The sequence below is a fragment of the Bradyrhizobium sp. dw_78 genome (assembly GCF_018449525.1).
Classification (GTDB): domain Bacteria; phylum Pseudomonadota; class Alphaproteobacteria; order Rhizobiales; family Xanthobacteraceae; genus Bradyrhizobium.
Genome location: NZ_JAAVUS010000002.1, coordinates 275,687 through 299,759, shown reverse-complemented (window position 1 = coordinate 299,759; position 24,073 = coordinate 275,687). Strand labels below are relative to the sequence as shown.

At 62.2% G+C, this 24,073-nt stretch carries 18 protein-coding genes and 1 pseudogene; 6 read left to right on the top strand and 13 right to left on the bottom strand.

Translation table 11 applies throughout. From position 1 onward, the window contains the following. Nucleotides 1–74: 74 nt before the first annotated feature. Together shc and HB630_RS07265 are read left to right on the top strand one after the other, a co-directional pair. On the top strand, nucleotides 75–2,039 hold the full coding sequence (shc, locus tag HB630_RS07270) for a squalene--hopene cyclase (RefSeq protein WP_213771903.1): 1,965 nt from the start codon (nucleotides 75–77) through the stop codon (nucleotides 2,037–2,039). After that, complete coding sequence (locus HB630_RS07265) at nucleotides 2,036–2,770, top strand: phosphorylase (protein ID WP_213771284.1); 735 nt, start codon at nucleotides 2,036–2,038, stop codon at nucleotides 2,768–2,770. The genes shc and HB630_RS07265 overlap by 4 nt, the downstream gene beginning before the upstream one ends. Before the next feature lie 147 nt (nucleotides 2,771–2,917). Here the strand turns inward: HB630_RS07265 and hpnH are convergent, their stop codons facing one another. Both hpnH and ispH read right to left on the bottom strand, forming a co-directional pair. After that, a complete protein-coding gene (gene hpnH, locus HB630_RS07260) occupies nucleotides 2,918–4,078 on the bottom strand; it encodes an adenosyl-hopene transferase HpnH (RefSeq protein WP_213771282.1) in 1,161 nt (386 codons plus the stop codon). Nucleotides 4,079–4,108: 30 nt separating this feature from the next. Beyond that, nucleotides 4,109–5,056, bottom strand: a complete 948-nt coding sequence (gene ispH, locus HB630_RS07255; RefSeq protein ID WP_213771281.1) for a 4-hydroxy-3-methylbut-2-enyl diphosphate reductase — start codon at nucleotides 5,054–5,056, stop codon at nucleotides 4,109–4,111. Nucleotides 5,057–5,624: 568 nt separating this feature from the next. On the opposite strand from ispH, the gene HB630_RS07250 reads away from it, so the two are divergent. Beyond that, nucleotides 5,625–8,213, top strand: coding sequence for an MMPL family transporter (locus HB630_RS07250; protein ID WP_213771279.1), 2,589 nt, complete (start codon nucleotides 5,625–5,627; stop codon nucleotides 8,211–8,213). On the opposite strand, the gene HB630_RS07245 is transcribed toward HB630_RS07250, so the two are convergent. Continuing rightward, on the bottom strand, nucleotides 8,181–8,810 hold the full coding sequence (locus HB630_RS07245; protein ID WP_213771277.1) for a DUF2147 domain-containing protein: 630 nt from the start codon (nucleotides 8,808–8,810) through the stop codon (nucleotides 8,181–8,183). The genes HB630_RS07250 and HB630_RS07245 overlap by 33 nt on opposite strands. Nucleotides 8,811–8,910: 100 nt before the next feature. On the opposite strand from HB630_RS07245, the gene hpnO reads away from it, so the two are divergent. Continuing rightward, complete coding sequence (gene hpnO / locus HB630_RS07240) at nucleotides 8,911–10,302, top strand: aspartate aminotransferase family protein (RefSeq protein WP_213771275.1); 1,392 nt, start codon at nucleotides 8,911–8,913, stop codon at nucleotides 10,300–10,302. Nucleotides 10,303–10,347: 45 nt separating this feature from the next. Here hpnO and HB630_RS07235 read toward each other — a convergent pair whose 3' ends face one another. The 8 genes from HB630_RS07235 to HB630_RS07200 form a co-directional block, all read right to left on the bottom strand. After that, nucleotides 10,348–13,308, bottom strand: a complete 2,961-nt coding sequence (locus tag HB630_RS07235) for an autotransporter outer membrane beta-barrel domain-containing protein (RefSeq protein ID WP_213771273.1) — start codon at nucleotides 13,306–13,308, stop codon at nucleotides 10,348–10,350. A 152-nt stretch (nucleotides 13,309–13,460) separates the two neighbouring features. Further along, on the bottom strand, nucleotides 13,461–14,225 hold the full coding sequence (locus tag HB630_RS07230; RefSeq protein ID WP_213771271.1) for an anti-sigma factor: 765 nt from the start codon (nucleotides 14,223–14,225) through the stop codon (nucleotides 13,461–13,463). After that, a complete protein-coding gene (locus HB630_RS07225; protein ID WP_213771902.1) occupies nucleotides 14,222–14,782 on the bottom strand; it encodes a sigma-70 family RNA polymerase sigma factor in 561 nt (186 codons plus the stop codon). Before HB630_RS07225 ends, HB630_RS07230 begins: the two co-directional genes overlap by 4 nt. A 91-nt stretch (nucleotides 14,783–14,873) precedes the next feature. Further along, nucleotides 14,874–15,203: a cupredoxin family copper-binding protein gene (locus HB630_RS07220; protein WP_213771269.1), complete on the bottom strand. Its 330-nt coding sequence runs from the start codon at nucleotides 15,201–15,203 to the stop codon at nucleotides 14,874–14,876. 12 nt (nucleotides 15,204–15,215) lie between these two features. Next, nucleotides 15,216–16,166: a metallophosphoesterase gene (locus tag HB630_RS07215; RefSeq protein WP_213771267.1), complete on the bottom strand. Its 951-nt coding sequence runs from the start codon at nucleotides 16,164–16,166 to the stop codon at nucleotides 15,216–15,218. A gap of 274 nt (nucleotides 16,167–16,440) precedes the next feature. Beyond that, on the bottom strand, nucleotides 16,441–17,076 hold the full coding sequence (locus tag HB630_RS07210; protein WP_213771265.1) for a PEPxxWA-CTERM sorting domain-containing protein: 636 nt from the start codon (nucleotides 17,074–17,076) through the stop codon (nucleotides 16,441–16,443). A gap of 183 nt (nucleotides 17,077–17,259) precedes the next feature. Next, nucleotides 17,260–17,463 carry a hypothetical protein gene (locus HB630_RS07205; protein WP_213771263.1) on the bottom strand — a complete coding sequence of 68 codons (204 nt, stop codon included), beginning with the start codon at nucleotides 17,461–17,463 and terminating at the stop codon, nucleotides 17,260–17,262. Nucleotides 17,464–17,685: 222 nt separating this feature from the next. Continuing rightward, nucleotides 17,686–19,305, bottom strand: coding sequence for a GMC family oxidoreductase N-terminal domain-containing protein (locus HB630_RS07200; RefSeq protein WP_213771261.1), 1,620 nt, complete (start codon nucleotides 19,303–19,305; stop codon nucleotides 17,686–17,688). A 247-nt stretch (nucleotides 19,306–19,552) separates the two neighbouring features. Here HB630_RS07200 and HB630_RS07195 point away from each other — a divergent pair, with 247 nt between their 5' ends. Then, complete coding sequence (locus tag HB630_RS07195) at nucleotides 19,553–20,725, top strand: M20 aminoacylase family protein (protein WP_213771259.1); 1,173 nt, start codon at nucleotides 19,553–19,555, stop codon at nucleotides 20,723–20,725. A gap of 141 nt (nucleotides 20,726–20,866) precedes the next feature. Here the strand turns inward: HB630_RS07195 and HB630_RS07190 are convergent, their stop codons facing one another. Next, complete coding sequence (locus HB630_RS07190; protein ID WP_213771258.1) at nucleotides 20,867–22,489, bottom strand: inorganic phosphate transporter; 1,623 nt, start codon at nucleotides 22,487–22,489, stop codon at nucleotides 20,867–20,869. A gap of 240 nt (nucleotides 22,490–22,729) precedes the next feature. On the opposite strand from HB630_RS07190, the gene HB630_RS07185 reads away from it, so the two are divergent. After that, nucleotides 22,730–23,227: a ferritin-like domain-containing protein gene (locus HB630_RS07185; protein WP_213771257.1), complete on the top strand. Its 498-nt coding sequence runs from the start codon at nucleotides 22,730–22,732 to the stop codon at nucleotides 23,225–23,227. A 131-nt stretch (nucleotides 23,228–23,358) separates the two neighbouring features. Here HB630_RS07185 and HB630_RS07180 read toward each other — a convergent pair. Then, nucleotides 23,359–24,048 (bottom strand): annotated as a pseudogene (locus HB630_RS07180) (UdgX family uracil-DNA binding protein); the annotation flags it as partial. Nucleotides 24,049–24,073 lie beyond the last annotated feature (25 nt).

The window sequence follows — 24,073 nt, the reverse complement described above, 5'->3', positions numbered from 1 at the left end:
GCGGCGAGGCTGATCGGGAGATCAAGCGGATTCTGATGAAACCGGGTTAGGACGTAATGGAGATGTCGAGCGAGATGCATTCCGGCAATAGCACGATGGGGGCCGCGACCGACGCGGCCCTGGAAGCGAGCATCGCATCGGCGACGCATGCGCTGCTCGACTATCGCCAGCCCGACGGGCACTGGGTGTTCGAGCTGGAAGCCGATTGCACCATCCCGGCGGAATATGTGCTGCTCCGCCATTATCTGGCCGAGCCGGTCGACGCCGAACTGGAACACAAGATCGCCAATTACCTGCGACGGATCCAGGGCGCGCATGGCGGCTGGCCGCTGGTTCACGAGGGCGCCTTCGACATGAGCGCCAGCGTGAAGGCGTATTTCGCGCTCAAGATGATCGGCGATTCCGTCGACGCGCCGCACATGGTGCGCGCCCGCGAGGCGATCCATTCGCGCGGCGGCGCGATCAACAGCAACGTGTTCACGCGCTTCATGCTGGCAATGTTCGGCGTGACGACCTGGCGAAGTGTGCCGGTTTTGCCGGTCGAGATCATGTTGCTGCCGATGTGGTCGCCGTTTCACATCAACAAGATCTCGTACTGGGCGCGGACCACGATGGTGCCGTTATTGGTGCTGGCCGCCTTGAAGCCGCGCGCGAAGAATCCCAAGGGCGTCGGCATCGACGAGTTGTTTCTGCAGGACCCGAAAACCATCGGCATGACGGCGAAGGCGCCGCACCAGAGCTGGGCCTGGTTTCTGCTGTTTCGCGGGATCGATGCCGTGTTGCGGGTGGTCGAGCCGTTCATTCCGAAGAAGCTGCGCCAGCGCGCGATCGACAGCGCCGTCGGCTTTATCGAGGAGCGCCTGAACGGCGAGGACGGCCTCGGCGCGATCTTCCCGCCGATGGCCAATGCGGTGATGATGTATGACGCGCTCGGCAAGCCGGCGGACTACCCGTCGCGCGCGGTCACGCGGCGCGGGCTCGACAGGCTGCTGGTGATCGGCGAGCACGAGGCCTATTGCCAGCCCTGCGTGTCGCCGATCTGGGATACCGCGTTGACCTGCCACGCGCTGCTTGAGGCCGGCAGCGACCAGGCGGTGTCGCGGGCCGAGCAGGGCCTCGACTGGCTGCTGCCGAAGCAGGTGCTGGACGTCAAGGGCGACTGGGCCGTCAAAAGCCCGAACACGCGTCCCGGCGGCTGGGCGTTCCAGTACAACAACGCTTATTATCCCGATCTCGACGACACCGCCGTCGTGGTGATGGCGATGGACCGCGCCGGACGCCAATCGGGCAGCGGCAATTACGATGCCGCGATCGCCCGCGGCCGCGAATGGATCGAGGGCATGCAGAGCCGCAATGGCGGCTGGGGAGCCTTCGACGTCGACAATCTCGAATATTACCTCAACAATATCCCGTTCTCGGACCATGGCGCGCTGCTCGACCCGCCGACCGAGGATGTGACCGCCCGCTGCCTTTCGATGCTGGCGCAGCTCGGCGAGACCGCGCGGACCAGCAAGTCGGTTGCCGCGGCCATCGACTATTTGCGCCAGACCCAGCTCGCGGAGGGATCGTGGTACGGCCGCTGGGGGCTCAATTACATCTATGGAACCTGGTCGGTGCTGTGCGCGCTCAACGCAGCCGGCGTCGACCACCAGGACCCGATGATCCGCAAGGCTGTCGATTGGCTGCTATCGATCCAGAATCCGGATGGCGGCTGGGGCGAGGACGCGGTCAGCTACCGGCTCGACTACAAGGGATTTGAGGGGGCGCCCACCACGGCCTCGCAAACGGCATGGGCTTTGCTTGCCCTGATGGCAGCCGGCGAGGTTGAGAACCCGGCCGTCCGGCGTGGGGTGGAGTACCTAAAAGGCACACAGACGGAAAAAGGACTGTGGGACGAGCAGCGATACACCGCTACAGGCTTCCCGCGGGTATTTTATTTGCGTTATCATGGATATGCGAAGTTTTTCCCGCTTTGGGCGCTGGCGCGGTATCGAAACCTGAACAGCACGAATAGCAGGGTGGTAGGGGTCGGGATGTGATTTTGGGGACCGGGGGCGAAGTCAGCACGGGTCAGGCCATTGACCCGCGGCCCGTATTGATCGTGACAGGTCTGGTGCAGGAAGCGCGCATCGCGGCCGGCCCGGGCATGATCGTCATCTGCAGCAGTAGCGATCCCGGTCAATTGCGGTCGCTGCTTGCGACGCTCGATTCATCCACCTTTCGGGGCGTCATCAGCTTTGGCGTCGCCGGCGGCCTCGATCCTACGCTTAAATCCGGCGATATCGTGGTGGCGACCGAAGTCATGGCCGGCGACACGCGCTGGCTGGCGGGTTCAGCGCTGAACAATGAGTTGATCGCCAATGCGACGTTGGGCCGCCGGCGCGTCGTCCGGGGGGGGCTGGCCGGGGTCGAGCAGGTTGTCGCCGGCATCTCCAAGAAGGCCGCGCTGTGGTCGGAAACGGGCGCTGCGGCCGTCGATATGGAAAGCCATATCGCCGCGGCCTACGCCACCGAGGCAGGCCTGCCATTCGCGGCCCTGCGCGTCATCAGCGACCCCGCCAACCGCGCTCTGCCGGCGCTGGCGAGGAACGCGATCAAGCCGAACGGCGATATCGATCTGCGCCTGGTGCTGCGCGGCGTGGCGCGCAACCCGCTGGCGCTGCGCTCGCTGGTCTCGACCGGAATCGATTTCAATCGGGCGCTGCGCAGCCTGCGCGGCTGTCGCAGCCTTCTGCTGGGCAGCGAGGGCCTCGTCGCGGCGGATCTCTGACAAGGTCGAGGTTCTATTTCCATTTCGAAATGACGACAGACAAAAGCGGCGCGAAATCATTTCGCGCCGCTTTTGTCTGTCTTCGTCTTGGGCTCAAACCCTTGAGCGCCAATCGCTTAAACGAGCCAATCGCTTAAACGATAGGGCTCAGGCGGCAGTTGAAGCCTTTTGCTGCGCCTTCTGCTGGGCAGCGAGAGCCTCGTCGCGGCGGATATCCGAGAGCCGCTTCTGAACCTCTTCCGAGAAAATATACTGCGCCGGACGCTGCTTTGAGAGATCGATCTCGGGCGCCATCGGGCCCGAAGTCCTGACGCCACGCAGCGCCACCCACATCGCCTTCAGCGGATTGGCGAAGGCCGCGCTGGCCGCGGTCGGCTCATAGCCGCAATGCGCCATGCAGTCGGCGCATTTTTCGTACTTGCCGGTGCCGTAGGTCTCCCAGTCCGTGGTTTCCATCAATTCCTTGAAGGTCTTGGCATAGCCTTCGCCGAGCAGATAGCAGGGCTTCTGCCAGCCGAAGATATTGCGCGCCGGCATGCCCCAGGGGGTGCATTCATAGTTCTGGTTGCCGGCGAGGAAGTCCAGGAACAGGCCGGAATGCATGAAATTCCACTTCTTGCCCTTGCCCAGCGCAAACACGTCGCGGAACAGCTTCTTGGTCTTGGTCCGGTTGAGGAAGTGCTCCTGGTCGGGCGCGCGCTCATAGGCGTAGCCCGGCGACATCGAAACGCCGACCCCGAGTTCGGTGGTGAGATCGAGGAACTTGGCGATTTCTTCCGCCGGATGTCCGTCGAAGATCGTGGCGTTGACATTGACGGTGAAGCCGCGGGCCTTGGCGGCCTTGATCGCGGAGACGGCGCGATCGAACACGCCCTTCTGCGACACCGCCTTGTCGTGATGATCCTTCAGGCCATCGAGATGCACCGAGAAGAACAGATAGGGCGAGGGCTCGAACAGATCGAGCTTCTTTTCCAGCAGCAGCGCATTGGTGCATAGCGACACGAATTTCTTGCGCGCCACCAGGCCGCGCACGATCTCGCCGATTTCCTTGTGGATCAGCGGTTCGCCGCCGGGGATCGCCACCATCGGCGCGCCGCATTCGTCGGCGGCGTCCCAGCATTCCTGCGCCGTCATGCGGCGATTGAGGATCGCGTCGGGATAGTCGATCTTGCCGCAGCCGACGCAGGCAAGGTTGCAGCGAAACAGCGGCTCGAGCATCAGCACCAGCGGATAGCGTTTCCGGCCCAGCATCTTCTGCTTGAGCAGATAGCCGCCGATACGCATTTCCTTGAAGAACGGTATTGCCATTACGGGTTTTCTTTCTGGATTTGATTCTTGCTAGATTTGTTGGAGAGCTGACTCGCCTGACGTCAACTCAGCCGGAAGCCTGAACTCGATGTTTTCTTCCCGGCCGGGAAGTACGGATACCTTGACCGGTCCGATCCGCCGCAACGCCTCGATTACATCGTCGACTAAAACTTCCGGCGCCGAGGCACCTGCGGTAATACCGACGGCCTTCGCATCCTTCAGCCATTCCGGGTTCAGCTCGCTTCCGTCCGCGATCAGATAACTCGCGACGCCGGCCTCGGTGCCGATTTCGCGGAGCCTGTTCGAATTGGAACTATTGGCGGCGCCCACCACCAGAATGACATCCACCAGCTTGCTAAGATCTCTTACCGCAGATTGTCGGTTCTGTGTCGCATAGCAGATATCCCGGATGTCCGGGCCTTGAATATCTGTAAACCGTTGCTGGAGCGCAACAATGATGTCCTTGGTGTCGTCCACGCTGAGCGTGGTCTGGGTGATGTAGGCCACCGGCGTATCCGCCGGCAGGGTCAACGCCGCGACGTCGTCGACGTTCTGGACCAGCAGCACGGGGCCGGGAACCTGACCCATGGTTCCCTCGACCTCGGGATGGCCGGCATGCCCGATCAGGACCAGAGCCCGGCCTTTCGACATATAGCGCTTGCCCTGGTTGTGGACCTTGGTGACCAGCGGGCAGGTCGCGTTGAGCACCGGCAGGCCGCGCGCGGAGGCTTCCTCCTCCACGCTCCGGGCCACGCCGTGGGCGCTGAAGACGGTGACCGCGCGGGGCGGCACTTCCGACAAATCCTCGACGAAGATGGCGCCTTTGTTTTTCAGGCTTTCGACCACGTATTTGTTATGCACGATCTCATGGCGCACATAGACGGGCGGCCCATACTTCTCGAGCGCGCGCTCGACGATCTCGATCGCGCGCACGACGCCCGCACAAAATCCGCGGGGCTGCGCCAGATACACTTCCATCGGATGCCCGTTACGCAAGTTGCACCAGCCTCATTGTCGTATCTCCGCGCCGCCTGGATCGTTGCAATGTCCGCGCCATAATTTGCATCCATTCCGGTTCTAAGCGCATGGAAGCGCAGCGGTTTGTGTCAAAAAACGATCATTTAGGAAAGCCGGATCGCAAAAAAGGACCAGCTTGGTTGATGGAAATAGGTAGCATAGTATGGAGAAATCGTGACGGGAACCCGCGTTACCCTCACTTGTTCGTCACTTTACTATGAGACGATCGGAATTATACCCGCGCCGGGCAAGATTAAGGCGAATCCTACGCTAACCATTCGCGCGCCCGCGGCAAAAACACCCAAAACAACGTTAGATCGGCCGGAGGAACTCCGCTACAGCGTTTTCGGGCGAAAGCCAGCCCCGGACTTGGATAGCGGGGTGGCTTCCGGTTCGCGTGCAGAATAACGCGTCAAAACATAAAGAGGTGAGCCGCGGTTCTGATTTGATCGGAGCCGAAAAGGCTCTGGACAGCGGGCATTTGAGGCAAACCCTGAATTAGACCCCCCTGAAATTAGAAAGAAGAGATGTGCTGACAAGTATTGTTGTAAGGGTTGTTGAAGCATGCACGCGGTTTGCCACTGTCGCTGTTCTCGTCGCGCTGATCCTTGCGGTCGCCGCGGGTTTTTACACGGCCCAAAATTTCTCGATCAATACCGACATCAATACGCTGATCTCCTCGAAGCTGGACTGGCGCCAGCGCGATAATCAATTCGACCACGCCTTCGACCGTGACAGCACGATTCTCGCCGTTGTCGACGCGCCGACGCCGGAATTTGCAGGCGCGGCCAGTGTCGCGCTCGAGCAGAAGCTGGCCGGCGACAGCAAGCATTTTTCGTCGATGCAGGCGCTCGGTTCAGGCGAATTCTTTGAAAAGAACGGGCTGTTGTTCCTGCCCGAGGCCGAAGTCCGCGAACTGACCGGCCAGTTTTCGTCCGCCGCGCCACTGATCGAGATCATGGCCGGAGACCCCTCGATCCGGGGCCTGACCGGCGCGCTGGAGACCGGGCTTACCGGCGTCAAGCGCGGGCAGATCAAGCTGGACAGCACCGCGCGGCCGTTCAACGAGGTCGCGAAGACGGTGGAGGATGCGCTGAAAACCGGCACCGCGACGTTCTCGTGGCGCGAACTCATCGCCGACAAGCCTTTGACCGACTCCGACCGCCGGTCCTTCATCGAGTTCAAGCCGATCCTCGACTTCAACGCGCTCGAGCCCGGCAAGGATGCCTCCGATGCGATCCGGCAGGCCGCCAAGGATCTCGATCTTGCCGGCCAGTATGGCGCGCGGGTCAGGCTGACCGGACCGGTCCCGATGTCCGACGAGGAATTCGCGACCGTCCAGGACGGCGCGGTCGTCAACGGGATCGGCACCGTGATCGTGGTGCTGTTCATTCTCTGGATGGCGCTGCGTTCGCCGAAGATCATCTTCGCCGTGTTCGTGAATCTGTTCATCGGCCTTTCGATCACCACCGCGCTCGGGCTGATGATGGTGGGATCGCTCAACCTGCTTTCGGTCGCGTTCGCCGTTCTGTTCGTCGGGCTGGGCGTGGATTTCGGCATTCAGTTCAGCGTCCGCTACCGCTCGGAGCGCTTCAAGGACGACGATCTGCGCGCCGCGCTGGCCAAGGCGGCCGGATATGTCGCGATCCCGCTTTCGCTGGCCGCGATGGCCACGGCAGCCGGATTCCTGTCGTTTCTGCCGACCGACTACGAAGGCGTCTCCGAACTCGGCGAGATCGCCGGCGTGGGCATGTTCGTTGCGTTCGTCACCAGCATCACGGTGCTGCCGGCCTTGTTGTGCCTGCTCAATCCTCCGGGGGAAAAAGAGCCGGTCGGCTATGCGTTCCTGGCGCCGCTCGACCATTTCCTCGAAAAGCATCGCGTGATCATCATCGTCGGCACCCTTCTGGTCGCGGTGGCGGGCCTGCCGCTGCTTTATTTCCTGCGCTTCGACTTCAATCCGATCAATTTGCGCAGCCCCAAGGTTGAATCGATCGCGACCTATCTCGATTTGAGGAAAGACCCCAATACCGGCGCGAATGCGATCAACGTGCTGACGAATTCGGATGAAGATGCCCGAAAAATTCAGGCCCGGCTGGAAAAGGTGCCGGAAGTGCTCAGCGTCATGTCGCTGGAGAGTTTCGTGCCCGAGGATCAGCCGGCAAAGCTGAAATTGATCGCCGAGGGCGCCAGGATCCTCAATCCGGCGCTCAACCCGGACTCGATCGATGCTCCGCCGTCGGACCAGGAGAATATCGATTCCTTGAAGGAATCGGCCGAGAGCTTGCGGAAAACCGCCGGCGACGGCCAGGGGCCGGGCGCCGTGGCGTCACGGCGGCTGGCCGATGCGCTGGGGAAGCTCGCCGAATCTGACCAGGCGATGCGGGACAAGGTCCAGGCCATCTTCGTCGTGCCGCTGAAAATCGAGTTGGAGCAGCTCAAGAACTCGTTGCAGGCGCAGCCCGTCAGCCTGAAGACGCTGCCGCCCGACCTGGTCCGGACCTGGAAAACCAAGGACGGCTTGCAGCGCGTCGAGGCGCTGCCGCGCGGCGATCCCAACGACAACGATACGCTGCGCAAATTTGCCAGCGCCGTTCTGGATGCCGAGCCGACCGCGATCGGCGGACCGGTGTCGATCCTCAAATCCGGCGAAACCATCGTGCGGGCATTCATTGACGCCGGTTTATGCGCGCTGATCGTGATCAGCCTTCTGCTCTGGCTGGCGCTGCGGCGAATCACCGACGTGCTGCTGACGCTTGTTCCGCTGTTGGTGGCGGGGGCGGTGACGCTGGAAATCTGCGTGTTGATCGGATTACCGCTCAACTTCGCCAATATCGTTGCGCTGCCGCTGCTGCTCGGTGTCGGCGTCGCCTTCAAGATCTATTATGTGACGGCTTGGCGCGCGGGTAGAACGAATCTGCTGCAATCGAGCCTGACACGCGCGATCTTTTTTAGCGCGCTGACCACGGCCACGGCGTTCGGCAGCCTTTGGCTGTCGAGCCATCCGGGCACCGCAAGCATGGGCAAGCTGCTGGCGCTGTCGCTGGTTACGACGCTCGCCGCGGTCTTGCTGTTTCAGCCGGCGCTAATGGGCAAACCGCGCGATGTCGGGGATTAGGCAGATATCGCCTACCGGATCGTTCGGGCGTGCCGCGGTCGCTGTTTTCTGATCCGCAGCCGGGTTTGCGGCTCCGGTGGTCTTCGGCGGGGCCGCCGCCGCGGCCTTTGGCGAACCCTTGGTCGTTCCCTTGGCCATGCTGTTGGCCGGGCTGCTCGGAATCGGACCGGCGACGCGGGTCCATGTCTCGCCGCCGCACAGGAAGCCCAGCACGCAGCCCTGAATTTCAAGCTGGTCGGGGCTGGCCGGCTTGATGGTGGAACTATAGGTCTGTCCGTCCTTGGCGTTGTAGACTTGGCCTTCCCACTCGTCGGCGCCGGGCTTTTTCTTCATGTTGAGCAGGATCGGCATTCCCAGCGTTGGCCGGCTCTGCTTCGAGGCGTCGGGGTTGTTTTTGTCATGGCCGCCCGGCGTTTTCTCCCACGCAACCACCCCCCACATGCTGCCATTGCATTCCGCCACCCGGATGTTGGCGACGCCGTCCGCCACTCTCCAGTCGCCGGTCGGATCTGCGGCCAAAGCCGATGCAATGCCTGTTGCCAAAAATATTCCAGAGTATGTTACTGTACGGACGATGTTTCGCGGGCAGTGCAACATTCGCTAAAACCTGTGCTCAGGGGATGGTCCAGTCGAGGCCAAAACGCCGCATTGCGTGTTTTCAGTTGACGAAATGGCCTTCAACCGACGTATGTAACCGATGCTATATTCAAATCTAGACGTTTCCGAGATGTTTGTGGACCGCCAGTCGCAGCGGAGTTCCATGCATACGCAACACCTGAACGAGCAACTCGTTCGGGTTCTGAAGACGATCGGTTATGACGTCGGGTTTCAGAAGGGACAAGGCCAGTACCTTTATGATCGCGACGGTAGCCGCTATCTCGACCTGCTGAGCGGTTTTGGCGTTTTTGCGATCGGCCGCAATCACCCGGCGCTGCGCACCGCGCTGAAAAGCGTGCTCGACAGCGATCTGCCGAATCTGGTGCAGCTCGACGTTTCGACGCTGGCGGGCGTGCTGGCGGAACGCCTGCTCAAGCATGTCCCATATCTGGACAAGGTGTTTTTCGCGAATTCCGGGGCGGAATGTGTCGAAGCGGCGATCAAATTCGCCCGCGGCGCCACCGGCCGGCCGGGCATCGTTCACTGCGCCCACTCCTATCACGGGCTGACCTACGGTGCGCTGTCGCTCACCGACGACGCCAATTTCCGTGGCGGATTCGAGCCGCTGTTGCCGGGGTGTACGTCGGTCCCTTTTAACGATCTCGACGCGCTGGAGCGGGCGCTGTCGTCGCGCCAGATCGCAGCCTTCATCGTCGAGCCGATCCAGGGCAAGGGCGTCAACATTCCCTCGGACGAGTTCTTGCCGGGTGCGGCGGCGCTCTGCCGCAAATACGGCACCTTGTTCGTCGCCGACGAGATCCAGACCGGCATGGGCCGCACCGGGCGATTCCTTGCGGTCGAGCACTGGAATGTCGAGCCCGACATCGTGCTGCTCTCCAAGGCCTTGTCCGGCGGTCACGTGCCGGTCGGCGCGCTGCTGACCCGCAAGCACATCTTCGACAAGATCTTCAACCGGATGGACCGTGCCGTCGTGCATGGATCGACATTTGCGAAAAACGACATGGCGATGGCGGCCGGCATCGCCACGCTCGAGGTGATCGAGTCCGAAAAACTGGTCGAGGCCGCCGCCAAGCGCGGCGCGGAGCTGAAGCTGGCCTTGATGCGCCTGATTCCCGGCTATGAACTGCTGAAGGAAGTTCGCGGCAAGGGGCTGATGATCGGCGTCGAATTCGGTCCGCCGAAATCGCTGCGGCTGAAAGCATCGTGGAACGTCCTGGAGAGCGCCAGCAAGGGCCTGTTCTGCCAGCTCATCACGGTGCCCTTGTTCAAGGATCACAAGATCCTGACCCAGGTTTCGGGGCATGGCAGCCACACCATCAAGCTGTTGCCGTCGCTGAACATCACCGAGGAGGATTGCAAGTGGATCGAGACGGCGTTCGATACCGTCATCGCATCCAGTCACAAGGTTCCGGGCGCGATCTGGTCGCTGGGCAAGACGCTGGTCGACAACGCCGTGCGCAAATCGGCGTGAGCGCGCAGCTCACGTCGGTGTCCGTTTCGCCAAGCGGATCGTTTCTCACCACTTGAAGGACACGCCGGCGGTCGCATCGACACCGTTGCGCCTTGTGCCGTCGGATTGACCGACCTCGAATTGATAATCGGCATTGGCATAAAGAGTGAGACCGGCGTTGATCCTGGCGGTCACGCCGCCACCGACCTGCACGCGGCTGGCCTGTTCGAGCAGGGGCACCGTGTCGACACCTGAATAGACCGTCGTTTCCCGCGCGCCCCAATCCTGCCAGTAGTTCACGCGCACATAGGGTTGCCATTGCTGGCCCTGATCGGTCGTGAAGGTCCATCGCCCGCGGAGTCCGAGACGGCTTGTCGCGCCATCCGTGGTGCCCAGCGCCACGTCGCCGAGGCCGTCATTGCCGTCGTTGAACTGCACACGCTGCCAGAGAATCTGCGCTTGCGGTTCAAGCACGAAGCCGGGACCGAGCATCGGCAACGCGATGGGATAGCCGGTCTCCAGCGAACCGATGAAGCCGTTGCCCATCGTGTCGAGGTTGGCGAATTGCGTGCTGGCGGTGGAATCGTAACGGGTGAACTGTGTCACCGCATCGAAATACCAGCCGCCCGGACCGTAGTGAGTCCAGTAGGCGCCGCCCGACCAGGCGTCGAGGTTGAGATGGCCGGTGTGCTCCAGGACGTAAGTGAGACGGGTGACGTCGGCGACGAGGCCGGAGACATCGGCGTCGGCATTGGCGTAGCTGAAATAAATTCCGGCGACATCCTGGTGTCCGGGCAGGAGAGAGCCCCTCCACAGGTCGATGCCGGACTGGAAGCCCAGGATCTGGCCGGAGGCGCGCGGATCAGCAAATGCGTGATAGTGATTGTCGATCTGTTGGCCCAGCACGCGCCCCCATGTCGGCGAAGATCCCCAGCCGTTGCCGGTGCAGCCGGAATGCGATGTCTCGGAATGGTTGCGGGGTTGCGGATCGTTGCTGTCTGCCGCGCAAGGCGTATCCAGCAAGGTGTCGCCCCTGCGCTCATGCAGCGTGCCCAGAACCGAGGTTCCCAATTGCCGCGCCATCGGCTGAACCACGCCGTAGGTCGCGAGTTCAGGACCAATGATCGGATAGTCTCCAGGCGGCAACACGGCGGAAGGCGGATCGACCGGAAAATCCGGCCCCGGAGGCGCTGGAGGTCCAGGTGATCCCGGCACAATAAATTCGTTGCGCAGAAACCAGTCCTGCAAAAAAGCGCGCGTGAGCCCGTTTCCGCCTTGTTGCAGCGCGTAGTCGAAGGCGCCGCCGCGCACCTCACCTTCCAGAGCGAACGCATTCGGCGCGGTCGTGGCGCCATTGATTGTCGAGACCACGAGAATGCCGTTCGATGACGTTGCCGCGCCGGTGCCGCCTACATTGGTGATATGCAGCAAGGTGGTGCCGGATGCCGTTCCGCCACTGATCACGAGCTTGTCGGAAGGCGAGTTGTCGCTGCCGAGAAAGGTGTTGAGATAGATCGTGCCGTTATTGCCGACGTAATTGCCGTTGACGACGAGCTGGTTGACGGGCGCATTGCCGCCGCCGCCGATATGGATCATGCCGTTGTTGGTTAGATTGCCATTGATGGTGAAGTCGCCGCTCGGGCCGCTGTTGAAGGCGGGCAGCGCGTTGGCGACGCCCATGGTGCCGTTGTTGGTGACGTTCCCGGTGATGCTTCCGTAGCCGGTGAGCGTGGCCCCGGTGGCGACGGCAACGGGACCGCCGCCGGCCAGCGCGGCGCTGGTGTGATCTGCATCGCCGACCACCAGCGTGCCGGTGTTGACGAAGGTGCCGCCTGAATAGGTATTGACGGCCGTCAACGTGGTCGTGCCGGTGCCGTTCTGTTCGACGCTGCCGCTGCCGCTGATGACGTTGCTGAACGTGATGGCGTCCGAACGATCAAAAGCGACAGTACCGTTGTCGAGGATATTGCTGTTGAGGTTGCCCGACGTTCCGCCATTGCCGAGCTGCAACGTGCCGGCCGGGTCGACTGTCATGGTGCCGTTGAAGCTTTGGTTGTTGCTGGTCAGAATGAGCCGGCCGTCTTGGACGTCGACAGCTACCGCGCCGCCCGTATTGATGATGTCGCCGGTGATCAGCCATGCGCCGTTCCCGACCTTGTTGATGATCTCGAAATTATTCACCTGGCCGTCGATTTCGCCATCGGGATTGCTTGTCGACGCATTCAGAATCAACGTGTTGGTACCGCCGCCGCCGTCGAGATTGCCGGTCACCGATGAACCTGGAAGCAGCTCCACCGTGTCGTTGCCGCCGGCCAGGCTGAGGTTACCGTCGACCACAGCATTTTGTTCGTTGAGGAAATAGACGTTGTTGTTCGTGCCCGGTGTTACACCGATGGCCTGTTGGATCCGTGCCGAGTTCGGCCCTGCTGCCGCGATGATGGTGCCGAAATTCTCGATTACATTGCTGAAAGTGCCGCGGCCTGGAACGTTGATGTTGCTTCCGCCAATGGATGAGTCGTTTTGCAGGAAGATCGCCGAGCTGTTGTTGGTGAATATCGTTCCGTTGTTGATGATGGTGTTGCCGAAGCCATGAACGTTGATGGCTTCGGCATTCGGGTTGCCGCCGGTCGCGGAGACGGTTGCGCCCGAGCCGATATTGATCTGGCTGTTCGCGCCGGCTTCGATGGTGTTAGGGCCGGTGCCGAAGCCGCCACCCGCGATAGTGTCTCCACTTGATGTCGTGGTAACCTGCGCATTCGCCCCGACATTGATCGTGTTGTTGTTGCCAAGGCTGATCGCGCTGAAGTTGGTGGTCGAAATCGTCGCGCCGGGATCGACATTAAGTGTTTTGCCGTTGTCGGATCTGCCGCCGCCGACGCCAATTGCGGTCGAGGAAGTCGTTGTATCCGTGCAGGTGTAGGTGTTGCCTGCCAGCGAGCAAGCCGCAAGCGCGCCGGAAGGATGCAGGAGGATCCAGCCGGCCGCGACGAGCAAAAGAATCGAAAACCGAATATTGCGATCGCTCACACGAATCTCCCCGAAGAGAATCAGTGCATTGCGCCCCCATCGCACCTACAGGGTGTAATTTTCATGGTTAACAATCAATTAACCATGCTGGGTTCCCCACATGGAACAGCAGGGTTCCTTTTCCGAGACAGATACGGCCATTGCGTGGGGATTCAGCCGGCTGCGCTGGCCCGCAGCGCGGTCTCGAATTTCTCGCCGAATTCGGCCAGCTCGTCGGGCGCGATGTCGCTGACCGCCCAGAAGTTCATGCCTTGCTCGCGCCAGCGCCTTACGTTGAATCCCTGCATGGTTTCCATTCTGGCCGCGCGGCGCTCGGTATCGGCGGTCTGGGAGACGAACAGGTTGATGATGTGCTGGCGGCGGCGATAGACCACGGCGCCGATCGCTCGGGCGTCGACGTAATCGAGCCGGCCGCCGATCAGCATAAAGCCCTGCGCGGTGAGGTCGAGCACCGGCGGCGAGACGTCGAGCCGGCCGTTGAACCAGGGTTTGACCGTGTGCTGGTCGGTGGAAATCACGTCGGTGAGATGACCGGCTTGCAGCGAACGCAGATGCGCCGACACCATCTCCGACAGGAGGCGCTGTTCGTCATCGTGGCGAAGCACGAGAGCGACAATTCCGGTGGCCGCGATCGCCGACACCGCCGATCCCATCGCAAAGCCCCTCAGCACCGAACGCCGGCTCGGCGCGGGCTTGGCTTGCGGCAGCGACGCCTCGATGCGCCGGCGCAGCGCGAGCGGGGCGGTGTAATGCAGATCGGCGTCAGCGAGGGCCTTGCTCATCTCCCGATAGGCGGCCAGCTGCGCGGCGCAGCGCGGGCAGCCGGCGATATGGGCCTCGACCTCGCGCGCGTGGCCGGCGTCGAGCTCGCCGTCGATCAGCGCATGAAGGAGGATCTCCGCTTCTTCGCACGTCATTTCGGTCGCTCCTGTTCCGCCATCCAGGCCGTCCGCAGCATGGCGCGGGCGCGCGCGAGACGCGACATCACGGTGCCGACCGGCACTGCGACGATGTCGGCGATCTCGCGATAGGAAAGGTTGTGCAGTTCGCGCAGCACCAGCGTCTCGCGGAACGGTTCGGCGAGCGTGCTCACCAGCTCCTGGATCGTCGAGGCGTCGCGGCGGCGCAGCATCTGGTCCTCCGGCGTTTCGTCGGCCTCGCGCCACAGCGGCGTCTGTTCCGCGCCGTCGGGCAGGTCGTCGATCGCGCCGGCCGGCGAACTGGCGCGCCGTGCGTATTCGGCGCGGCAGACATTGCGCAGGATCGCGAACAGCCAGGGCTTCATCGCCGGCCCGCGATAGCTGTCGAAATGCTTCAACGCGCGCAGATAGCATTCCTGCACCGCGTCCTCGGCGTCATTGGCGTCGCGCAGCAGATGGCGCGCCAGCGCATAGACGTCATCGAGATAGGGCAGCGCGGCGTCGCGAAACCGCCGCGCCTTCCCGGCATCGTCGTTCGAAGCATTGACCGGCATCGCCTGTCGCTCGGCTTTGGCTGAAAATGCATGGGCCCGGCCGGTTTCGATACCACGGCCGGGCATGAGTGTGATGCCTTGGTTTCGGCCGCTATTCAACCTTGATCGTCCCGGTCATGTGCGGGTGCAGCGAGCAGAAATAGCTGTAATCGCCGGCCGCGGTGAAGGTAAAAGAGAAGCTGTCGTCGGTATCCAGCGTCTTCGATCTGAACTTGCCTGCGGAGACCACGGTGTGGGGAATGTCGTCGTGGTTGCTCCAGGTCACGGTATCGCCGACCTTCACCGTGAGCGCGGCGGGCGCAAAGGTGAAGTTGTCGATCGCGATCCTGGTCTCCTCGGCGCGCGCGCTTCCGGGATGCCAGGACAGCAACGCGGCTGTGGCGAGGCGAACGCCGAGGCGGCGAAAAATGGTCGGTATCATGGCGGCTTTCCTTCAGCCCTGCAGCGGCGTGTCGATGATGGCGAGACGCTGATCGCCGCGCTTGAAGTTGACGCTGGCGACGCCGAGCATGGAGCGCAGCCTGTCGTCGGCGACTTTCATCGGGCCGGGTGAGGGCGCGGTGCCCGGCGCCGGCTGCGGGAACGCGGTCGAGCGCGCGGTGTGGAAGGTGACATTGCCTTCGACCTTCTGCATCACCTGGTGGATATGGCCGTTGAGTACGGTCACCGAGCCGAAGCCCTTGAGGTAATCCAGCGCGCGCGCGCCGTCCTCGGTGCCCCAGCCCCATTCGGGATACACCGTCCACAAGGGGATATGTGCGAACACGACGATCGGCGTCGATTTCGAACGCCCTTTCAGATCCTGCTCCAGCCATTCGAGCTGTTCGGCGCCGAGATTGCCGAGACCGCCGGCTTTCAGATCGACGACGTTGACGAGGCCGATGAAGTGAATGCCGCCGGCGTCGAATGCGTAATAGCCTGCGCCTTTGGTGCCACGGCCATAGCGGTCGCGATAGAGTTTGACGTCCTCGTCGAGGAAGTCGTGCTCGCCCGGCACATAATGCACGTCGAGCCTGGTTTGCGAGATGATGCGCTCGGCGTCGTCGAATTCGGATGCCTTCGACAGATGGCTGATGTCGCCGGTGTGGATCATGAACGCAGGCCTGACCGGCATGGTCTTGATTTTGGCGATGCCCTCTTCAAGCGTGCCGAGCGCGTTCGGATTGGCCGGCTTGTCGAAGCCGACATGGCTGTCGCTGATCTGCAGGAAGGTCATGCCGGCGGCCTCTTCGGCCAGCGCCGAGCCGACCAGTCCGAGCGCGCGCGGCACCCCGCCTGAAACCGTCCACAATACGCCGGTGCCGGCCCAGGTCATGCATTCCAGTACCTGGCGCCGATTGATGCCCTGGCTGTTATCATCATCGCTGTGATTGAACCCGCTCATCGCCACTCTCCGTGCGCCCCTGATTGGGCTACGGCGACATGATCGGGCGGGGCGAAAGTTTATTCCCGCGAATTTTGGACGCGAGGGAAAAACAAGGCGCTGCGCGGGTGACGGCAGGTATCCGGTCAGATTGGCCGTCGATCCGGTCGGCGGATGTAACCGGCGAGACCAAAGAAAAAGGCCACAGCTTGGTCAGGCCGTGGCCTTTTTCCGTGTGATCAGCAAACAGCTTCCTGAAGGCGGTCTTTCTACTGATTGACGAGACGGCCGAGGATCAGGCGGTGGCGAATGCCGACAAGCTATCGGCATGTCGGTGCCGATAGGCCATGAAGCCAAGACCGCAGAAGCCGAGGATCATCATCGCCCATGTCGACGGCTCTGGGACGGCTCCGATCTCCAGGGTGAGGCTGTCAGCATTGACACCCGTGCCCCAGGTCCAAACATAGGCTCCATCAGTGAAGCCCAGACCTGCCAATGTCATATTATCCCAGATTGTCGTATCGGATAGAGCGGTACCCGAGACGTAATTTGAAGGCAGGATGAGCTGAGCCCCGGGGCGACCCTCAAGTATCCCAAAGTGATCGCCAGACGCAGAACTTGCGAAATAAAGGCCGGACGGATTACCGAAACTGGACGGCCCGGCGACCAGACTGGTTAGTGAGCCCTTAGTACTGCCCATGCCCCCGAGCGCCAAAATAGTTGATGCGCCTCCTTCTTTGGACACGTTGGCCGACTCGCTGTCTTCCCCGATAATCGGGAGATCGGTAAGATTGATGGTGCCACTGCCTGTCGCAATTACATCGCTTCCCACTTGATCGATCGTGATAACGGCCGCCGCCCTCGCATCTGAAAGCGCGGAAAACGCGGCCAGTGTCATAATGGACGAGACAATAATGGACTTGATATTCATTTCATTCCCCTGAAATCCCCGAAAAACATATCCCGATAAATGAAGTTAATCGTTGATTGCAATACTATTCTGGCTGCGTCGGCACGAAACCACACTTGATCCTGGCGATTTCGAACGGAGCCGCACAGTAAGGGCAGCAATCCGGGACAAGGCTGATCGGCAACTCTGAACCCGCCTGATAACTCAGGTCGGAGACCGCAGGCCCGGCGACCTGATCCAGTTGCTTAAATGGCTGGCCGTTTCTTTTTGCCGGGCCTGACGAATCAGCCGATCGCGCTCGGGACCGGGCCGAGTTTGCTCGGCTTCCTGTCGCAGGCGCTTGGCCTCCTGCGCGAGATGTTCTTCAAGGGGAACGGTCTGGACGAAACGACGACGACGGTCGGGCATTGCGCAACACCTGATCGGTAATGCCCGGGAGTTTAACTCCGCCGATACCCGGCGCCAGCGCGGAATTATTCAATCGGACAGGAACCATCGGGTGAATTGCTTAAATACCGTCCTGTGGCGATTAAATGCTTTCATTCATCGCGCTTCAATTTCCGCTTTCCCCGATCCCCTCTGCTGGTTCGTTTGCCGCGGGTTGGACCCGAAAGAGGGACGGCATGCGTTTTAACGCCGGTCCTCCAGGATCATCGCGGCGCCCTTGTCGGCGATCATCGCGGTCGGGGTGTTGGTGTTGCCCGAGGTGATCGTCGGCATCACCGAGGCGTCGATGACGCGCAATCCATCGATCCCGAAAAACCGCAGGCGTTCGTCGACGACCGCCATGGGATCGCTGGCCTGGCCCATCTTCGCGGTGCCGACGGGGTGAAAGATCGTGGTGCCGATGTCGCCGGCGGCTTTCGCCAGCGAGGCGTCGTCGTCGCCGACCGAGGGGCCCGGCAGGAATTCGCTGGGGTGATAGGGCGCCAGCGCCTTCTGCCGCATCAGCCGCCGGGTGGTGCGGATCGCGTCTGCCGCGACCTCGCGGTCTGCATCGGTCGTGAGATAATTCGGCGCGATCGCGGGCGCCTGGTCGGGTTGTGCGGAGCGGATGCGCACCGTGCCGCGCGAGGTCGGTTGCAGGTTGCAGGCGCTGACCGTGACGGCGGGAAAGCGGTGCAGGGGATCGCCGAACTTGTCGAGCGACAAGGGCTGCACGTGGAACTGGATGTTGGCGCGTTCGCGATGCGGATCCGAGCGGGTGAAAATGCCGAGCTGCGACGGCGCCATCGTCAGCGGGCCGCGGCGGCGGAAGGCATAATCGAGGCCCATCAGCCCGCGTCGCAGCAGCGAATAATAGCTCTCGTTCAGAGTACGGATGCCCTCGACCTTGTAGATCGCGCGCTGCTGCAAATGATCCTGCAGGTTATGCCCGACACCCTGGCGGTCGAGCACCACATCGATCCCCAATGGCTTGAGCCAGTCCGCAGGCCCGATGCCGGAGCGGTGCAGCACCTGGATCGATCCGATCGAGCCCGCGGTCAGGATCACTTCGCCTGTGGTGCGGGCCTCGACCAGCTCGCCGCCTTGCAGGAAGCGCACGCCGACGGCGCGGCCGTTCTCGACGATCAGGCGGTCGGCCAGCACGTTCTTTTCCAGCCGCAGATTGGGCCGGTTCAGCACCGGCTTCAGGAAGCCCCGCGCCGACGACCAGCGGCGTCCGCGTTTCTGGTTGACGTGGAAATAGCCGACGCCCTCATTGTCGCCGGTGTTGAAGTCCGGGATTTTCCTGATCCCCATTTCTTCGGCGGCGGCGCCGACCGCATCCAGGATATCCCAGGACAGCCGCGGCGCCTCGATCCGCCAGCCGCCGCCGCTGCCGTGATGCTCGCTTTCGCCGAGGAAATGATCCTCCAGCCGCCTGAATACCGGCAGCACGTCGTCATAGCCCCAGCCGCTCAGGCCGAGCTGACGCCAATGGTCGTAATCGGCGGCTTGCCCGCGCATCGAGATCATGGCGTTGATCGCGGACGAGCCGCCGATCACCTTGCCGCGCGGATAGGCCAGCGAACGGCCGTTGAGGCCGGCTTCCGGCTCGGTTTTGAACATCCAGTCGGAGCGGGGATTGCCGATCGCGAACAGATAGCCGACGGGAATGTGGAACCAGATCCAGTTGTCGTCGCCGCCGGCCTCCAGGATCAGGACGCGGTTGGCTGAATTGGCCGACAGCCGGTTGGCGACGATGCAGCCGGCGGTGCCCGCGCCGACGACGATATAGTCGAAATCACCTTCAAGCCTTCGCGGCATTTCCCAGCTTCCCACCTGTTCGCGACCGTCATGGCCGGGCTTGTCCCGGGCATCCAAGTCTTTTTTGCAAGTCTTTCTTGCACGTCTTTCTTCTACGTCTCTCTTGGGCTGTTATTAGTCAGACACGGGGGACCGGGACAAGCCCGGCCGTGACGGCTGAGGTGAGAGGCGGCCCAGCGGCGGTTGGGTGGACCGTCACTTGCATGCTAGACCAGTTGAAACCTCAACTTGGAAGCCGGGAATTCCCATGCCTGTCATCAACCGCGTCGCCGATCTGCAACCGGATATTCAGGCCTGGCGCCGGGATCTCCATCAACATCCCGAGCTGATGTACGATGTCCATCGCACCGCAGCATTCGTGGCGGATCGCTTGCGGGAGTTTGGCTGCGACGAAGTCGCCACCGGCCTCGGCCGTACCGGCGTGGTCGGCGTCATCAAGGGCCGCAAGCCCGCCGGCACGGGCGACGTCAAGGTGATCGGGCTTCGCGCCGACATGGACGCGCTTCCGATCGAGGAAGAGACCAGCCTGCCTTATGCTTCGAAGACGCCGGGCAAGATGCACGCCTGCGGCCATGACGGCCACACCGCGATGCTGCTTGGCGCCGCGCGCTATCTGGCCGAGACCCGCAATTTCGCCGGCGACGCGGTCGTGATCTTTCAGCCGGCGGAAGAGGGCGGGGCCGGCGCCGCCGCGATGCTCAGAGACGGGCTGATGGACCGTTTCGGCATCGAGCAGGTCTATGGCATGCACAACGGTCCGGGCCTTCCGGTCGGTTCGTTCGCGATCCGCACCGGTCCGGTCATGGCCGCGATGGATGCCATCGATATCAGGATCGAAGGGGTGGGCGGCCACGCGGCGCGCCCGCACAAATGCATCGATTCCGTTCTGGCCGGCGCGCAATTGGTGACGGCGCTGCAATCCATCGTCTCGCGCACGGTCGATCCGCTGGAATCAGCCGTGATCTCGATCTGCGAATTCCACGCCGGCAACGCGCGCAATGTCATTCCGCAAGTTGCGGAACTGAAAGGCACCGTCCGCACGCTGACGCCGGAGGTGCGGGAACTGGTCGAGAAGCGGGTGCGCGAGGTTGTCGCCGGCGTGGCGCAGATGACGGGCGCGAAGATCGATCTGGTGTACGAACGTGGCTATCCGGTCGTGGTCAACCATGCTCCGCAGACGGCGGCCGCGACGCAGGTGGCCAGGGATGTCGCCGGCGATGCCAATGTTCACGAGATGCCGCCGATGATGGGCGCGGAGGATTTCGCCTATATGCTGGAGGCGAGGCCGGGGGCGTTTATCTTCTGCGGCAATGGCGACAGCGCCGGACTGCATCATCCGGCCTATAATTTCAACGACGAGGCGATCGTCTACGGCACCTCGTACTGGATCAAGCTGGTCGAGAACACGCTGGCGGCGTGAACTTTTCATTCGTCACTCCGGGCCTGCGCGCCGATCGGCGCATTCCGGAATGACGCAGAGCGTATCATTCATAATCGTGTCGAAAGAAAAAGGCCCGCGCGATATGCGCGGGCCCTTCGATTTTCGCAATCTGCGCCGTTCTCAGAACAGCCGCGAGAAGATGAAGTACAGGCAGCCGGAGAGGATCATCGCGGCCGGCAGCGTTAGCACCCAGGCCAGCGCGATGTTGCGGATCGTCGACCATTGCAGGCCCGACCCGTTCGCCGCCATCGTGCCGGCGATGCCGGACGACAGCACGTGGGTGGTGGAAACCGGCAGGCCGTAGCCGTCCGCGGCTGCGATCGTGGCCGCCGCGGTGATTTCGGCGCAGGCGCCTTGCGCGTAGGTGAGGTGGGTCTTGCCGATCTTCTCACCGACGGTGACGACGATGCGCTTCCAGCCGATCATGGTGCCGAGGCCGAGCGCGATGGCGACGGCGATCTTCACCCAGCTCGGAATGAACTTGGTGGCGCCGTCGAGCGAGCCCTTGTAGCTGTTGAGGGTCGCGACGTCGGCAACGCTGAGCTCGCTTTCCTTGTCCTTCATCAGGAAGCGGATGGCTTCCGAAACCAGGTACATGTCGTTACGGGTGTTGCCGACCAGCTCGGAGGGGACCTTGGCCAGCGATCCGTATTGATGGACCTGGTTGCTGATGTCACGGACCAGCACGGCCAGCGACGGAAAAGTGCCTTCGTTGATCTGATGTTCCGCGACATAGTTGGTCACGGCCGGCCGCGGATCGCCAATGACGCTGAAACCGGCGGCCTTGCCTTCGACCACCTTGCTGGCAGCCTCGGAATTCGTCGTGAACTGCGTGATCTGGCTGTCGGGCAGGGCGCGGTTGAGCGCATAGGCGGTCGGCACCGTTCCGATCAGGATCAGCATGATCAGGCCCATGCCCTTCTGGCCGTCGTTCGAGCCGTGGAAGAAGCTCACCAGCGTGCAGGTGAGGATCAGGATGCCGCGGATCCACCATGGCGGCGCCTGATCGCCCTTCGGCTCGCCGAACAATGTCGGCGTGACGCGCAGCAACAATGTCTTGATGATCACGAGCAGCACCGCCGCGAGCACGAAGCCGAACAACGGCGACAGCAGCAGCGCCTTGCCGATGCCGATGGCCTGCGACCAGTCCACGCCGGAGGTGCCGTCGCGGCCGCGCAGCAGGGCGTTGGCGATGCCGACGCCCATGATCGATCCGATCAGGGTGTGCGAGCTCGAGGCCGGCAGGCCGAAATACCAGGTGCCGACGTTCCAGATGATCGCCGCGATCAGCAGCGCGAACACCATGGCGAAACCGGCGCTGGAGCCGACCTGCAGGATCAGTTCGACCGGGAGCAGCGACACGATGCCGAAAGCGACCGCGCCGGTGGAGAGCAGCACGCCGAACAGGTTGAACATGCCCGACCAGACCACGGCGACATTGGCCGGCATGGAGCGGGTATAGATCACCGTGGCGACGGCGTTGGCGGTGTCATGAAAGCCGTTGACGAATTCGAAGCCCAGCGCGATCAGCAGCGCGACGAACAGCAGAAGGTAGGGAGCGTAGGACGTAACCCGGGTGCCGGTCGCGTCGATGTCGGAATAGATGCTGTAGGCGACGAACAGGAGCGCGGCGGCGACCACGCCCATGTAGATGACGAACTGCAATGGATGGACGCCGCTATCGAGGTTAGGGCCCCTTTTGGCGGCAGGCTCGATCGAACCAGGTAATGCGACATCGCTCATGGTAAATTTCTCCAAAATCCAGTGGCCGGACTTTGCGCGATGCATATGACAGGCACGTGAAATGGCCACGAAAGTCCTGTGTTGAACTGCGCCGGGATCGACCGGCCTCGGTCTGGCGGCTGCACGCCGTGCCGGCAGCTTCCTTTTGAAATAATAGGAACATTCCTCTTGAGGTGACGTTGAGCCGCCGGGGAAGACCCCAACCTTCTCATTTCATTACGTCTCACAAGGGAACGCGCCATGACCGCCAAGGACAAGGATCTCAACGACCTGTTTCTCGATACCCTCAAGGACATCTATTTCGCTGAAAAACAGATTTTGAAGGCGCTGCCGAAGATGGCCAAGGCGGCCGGTTCCGACAAACTCCGCGCCGCCTTCGAGAAACATCATGACGAGACCGAGGGTCAGGTGGAACGCCTGGAACAGATCTTCGAGATGATGGACAAGCCGGCGCGCGGCAAGACCTGCGATGCGATCCAGGGCATCCTCGACGAGGGCAAGGAGGTCATGGACGACTACAAGGGCTGTGAGGCGCTCGATGCCGGCATGCTGGCTGCAGCCCAGGCTGTCGAGCATTACGAAATCTCGCGCTACGGCACCCTGAAACATTGGGCGCAGCAACTCGGCATGAAGGATGCGGTTCGCCTTCTGGATGAGACGTTGCAGGAAGAGAAGAAGACCGACGAGAGCCTGACGGTGCTGGCGAAAGATGCGGTCAATCTGGCCGCAGCGGCCTGAGATAGGCGCTGAAGTCATCATGGCCGGGATTTGTCCCGGCCATGATGGTTTTGCCTTCATAACGGTTTTGTCTTGTGCCGGTCGAAGCCTGGATGCGGGACCCGGGCGTTGCCGGTCGCGTCGAAGGAAATTCAGGCCGCGTGCGCGGTTTGCTTCAGCGCCTGTGCGGCGATCTTCAGATCGTCGACGAAACGCTCATATTCCCTTGCCTTGGCGGCTTCATCCGGCAGTCGCAGCAGATAGGACGGGTGTACCGTCACCAGCGCCTTGATCCCGTCCGCAAGCTCGATCAGGTGTCCCCGGTTCCTGTTGATCGGCGTGATCTTGCCGAGCACGCTCTGCGCCGCGGTGGCGCCCATCGCCACCACCAGCGCGGGTTTGATCGAGGCCAGTTCGCGTTCGTACCACGGTCGGCAGGCCCTGATCTCCGGCGTGCCCGGTTTCTGGTGCAGGCGGATCTTGCCGCGCGGGACGAACTTGAAGTGCTTTACCGCATTGGTGACGTAAGCCTTTGTCCGATCGATGCTTGCTTCCTTGAGCGCGCGATCGAGCATCTGTCCGGCGGGGCCCACGAACGGCTTGCCGGCGAGATCTTCCTTGTCGCCGGGCTGCTCGCCGACCAGCATGATCCGGGCGCGTTGCGGACCTTCGCCGAACACGGTTTGGGTCGCATTCTCCCACAGCGGGCAGGCGCGGCAGGCGGCCGCTTCCTCGCGTAGCGTTGCAATCGTCTCGGCTGTCGCATCTGGGCGTTTCATGATCGCTCCGGCCGTTTCTGCGACTATAGCGTTTTCAAGCGAGATGGATTCCGGTTCGCGTGAAAAAAAACGCGTCTGAACAAAATCC

Bases quoted from the DNA above. Each gene is read 5' to 3' on its own strand.
- shc (WP_213771903.1), top strand. From the start codon at position 75: ATGCATTCCGGCAATAGCACGATGGGGGCCGCGACCGACGCGGCCCTG.
- hpnH (WP_213771282.1), bottom strand. From the start codon at position 4,078: ATGGCAATACCGTTCTTCAAGGAAATGCGTATCGGCGGCTATCTGCTC.
- ispH (WP_213771281.1), bottom strand. From the start codon at position 5,056: ATGGAAGTGTATCTGGCGCAGCCCCGCGGATTTTGTGCGGGCGTCGTG.
- HB630_RS07245 (WP_213771277.1), bottom strand. From the start codon at position 8,810: ATGTTGCACTGCCCGCGAAACATCGTCCGTACAGTAACATACTCTGGA.
- hpnO (WP_213771275.1), top strand. From the start codon at position 8,911: ATGCTATATTCAAATCTAGACGTTTCCGAGATGTTTGTGGACCGCCAG.
- HB630_RS07230 (WP_213771271.1), bottom strand. From the start codon at position 14,225: ATGACGTGCGAAGAAGCGGAGATCCTCCTTCATGCGCTGATCGACGGC.
- HB630_RS07225 (WP_213771902.1), bottom strand. From the start codon at position 14,782: ATGCCGGTCAATGCTTCGAACGACGATGCCGGGAAGGCGCGGCGGTTT.
- HB630_RS07220 (WP_213771269.1), bottom strand. From the start codon at position 15,203: ATGATACCGACCATTTTTCGCCGCCTCGGCGTTCGCCTCGCCACAGCC.
- HB630_RS07215 (WP_213771267.1), bottom strand. From the start codon at position 16,166: ATGAGCGGGTTCAATCACAGCGATGATGATAACAGCCAGGGCATCAAT.
- HB630_RS07210 (WP_213771265.1), bottom strand. From the start codon at position 17,076: ATGAATATCAAGTCCATTATTGTCTCGTCCATTATGACACTGGCCGCG.
- HB630_RS07205 (WP_213771263.1), bottom strand. From the start codon at position 17,463: ATGCCCGACCGTCGTCGTCGTTTCGTCCAGACCGTTCCCCTTGAAGAA.
- HB630_RS07200 (WP_213771261.1), bottom strand. From the start codon at position 19,305: ATGCCGCGAAGGCTTGAAGGTGATTTCGACTATATCGTCGTCGGCGCG.
- HB630_RS07195 (WP_213771259.1), top strand. From the start codon at position 19,553: ATGCCTGTCATCAACCGCGTCGCCGATCTGCAACCGGATATTCAGGCC.
- HB630_RS07190 (WP_213771258.1), bottom strand. From the start codon at position 22,489: ATGAGCGATGTCGCATTACCTGGTTCGATCGAGCCTGCCGCCAAAAGG.
- HB630_RS07185 (WP_213771257.1), top strand. From the start codon at position 22,730: ATGACCGCCAAGGACAAGGATCTCAACGACCTGTTTCTCGATACCCTC.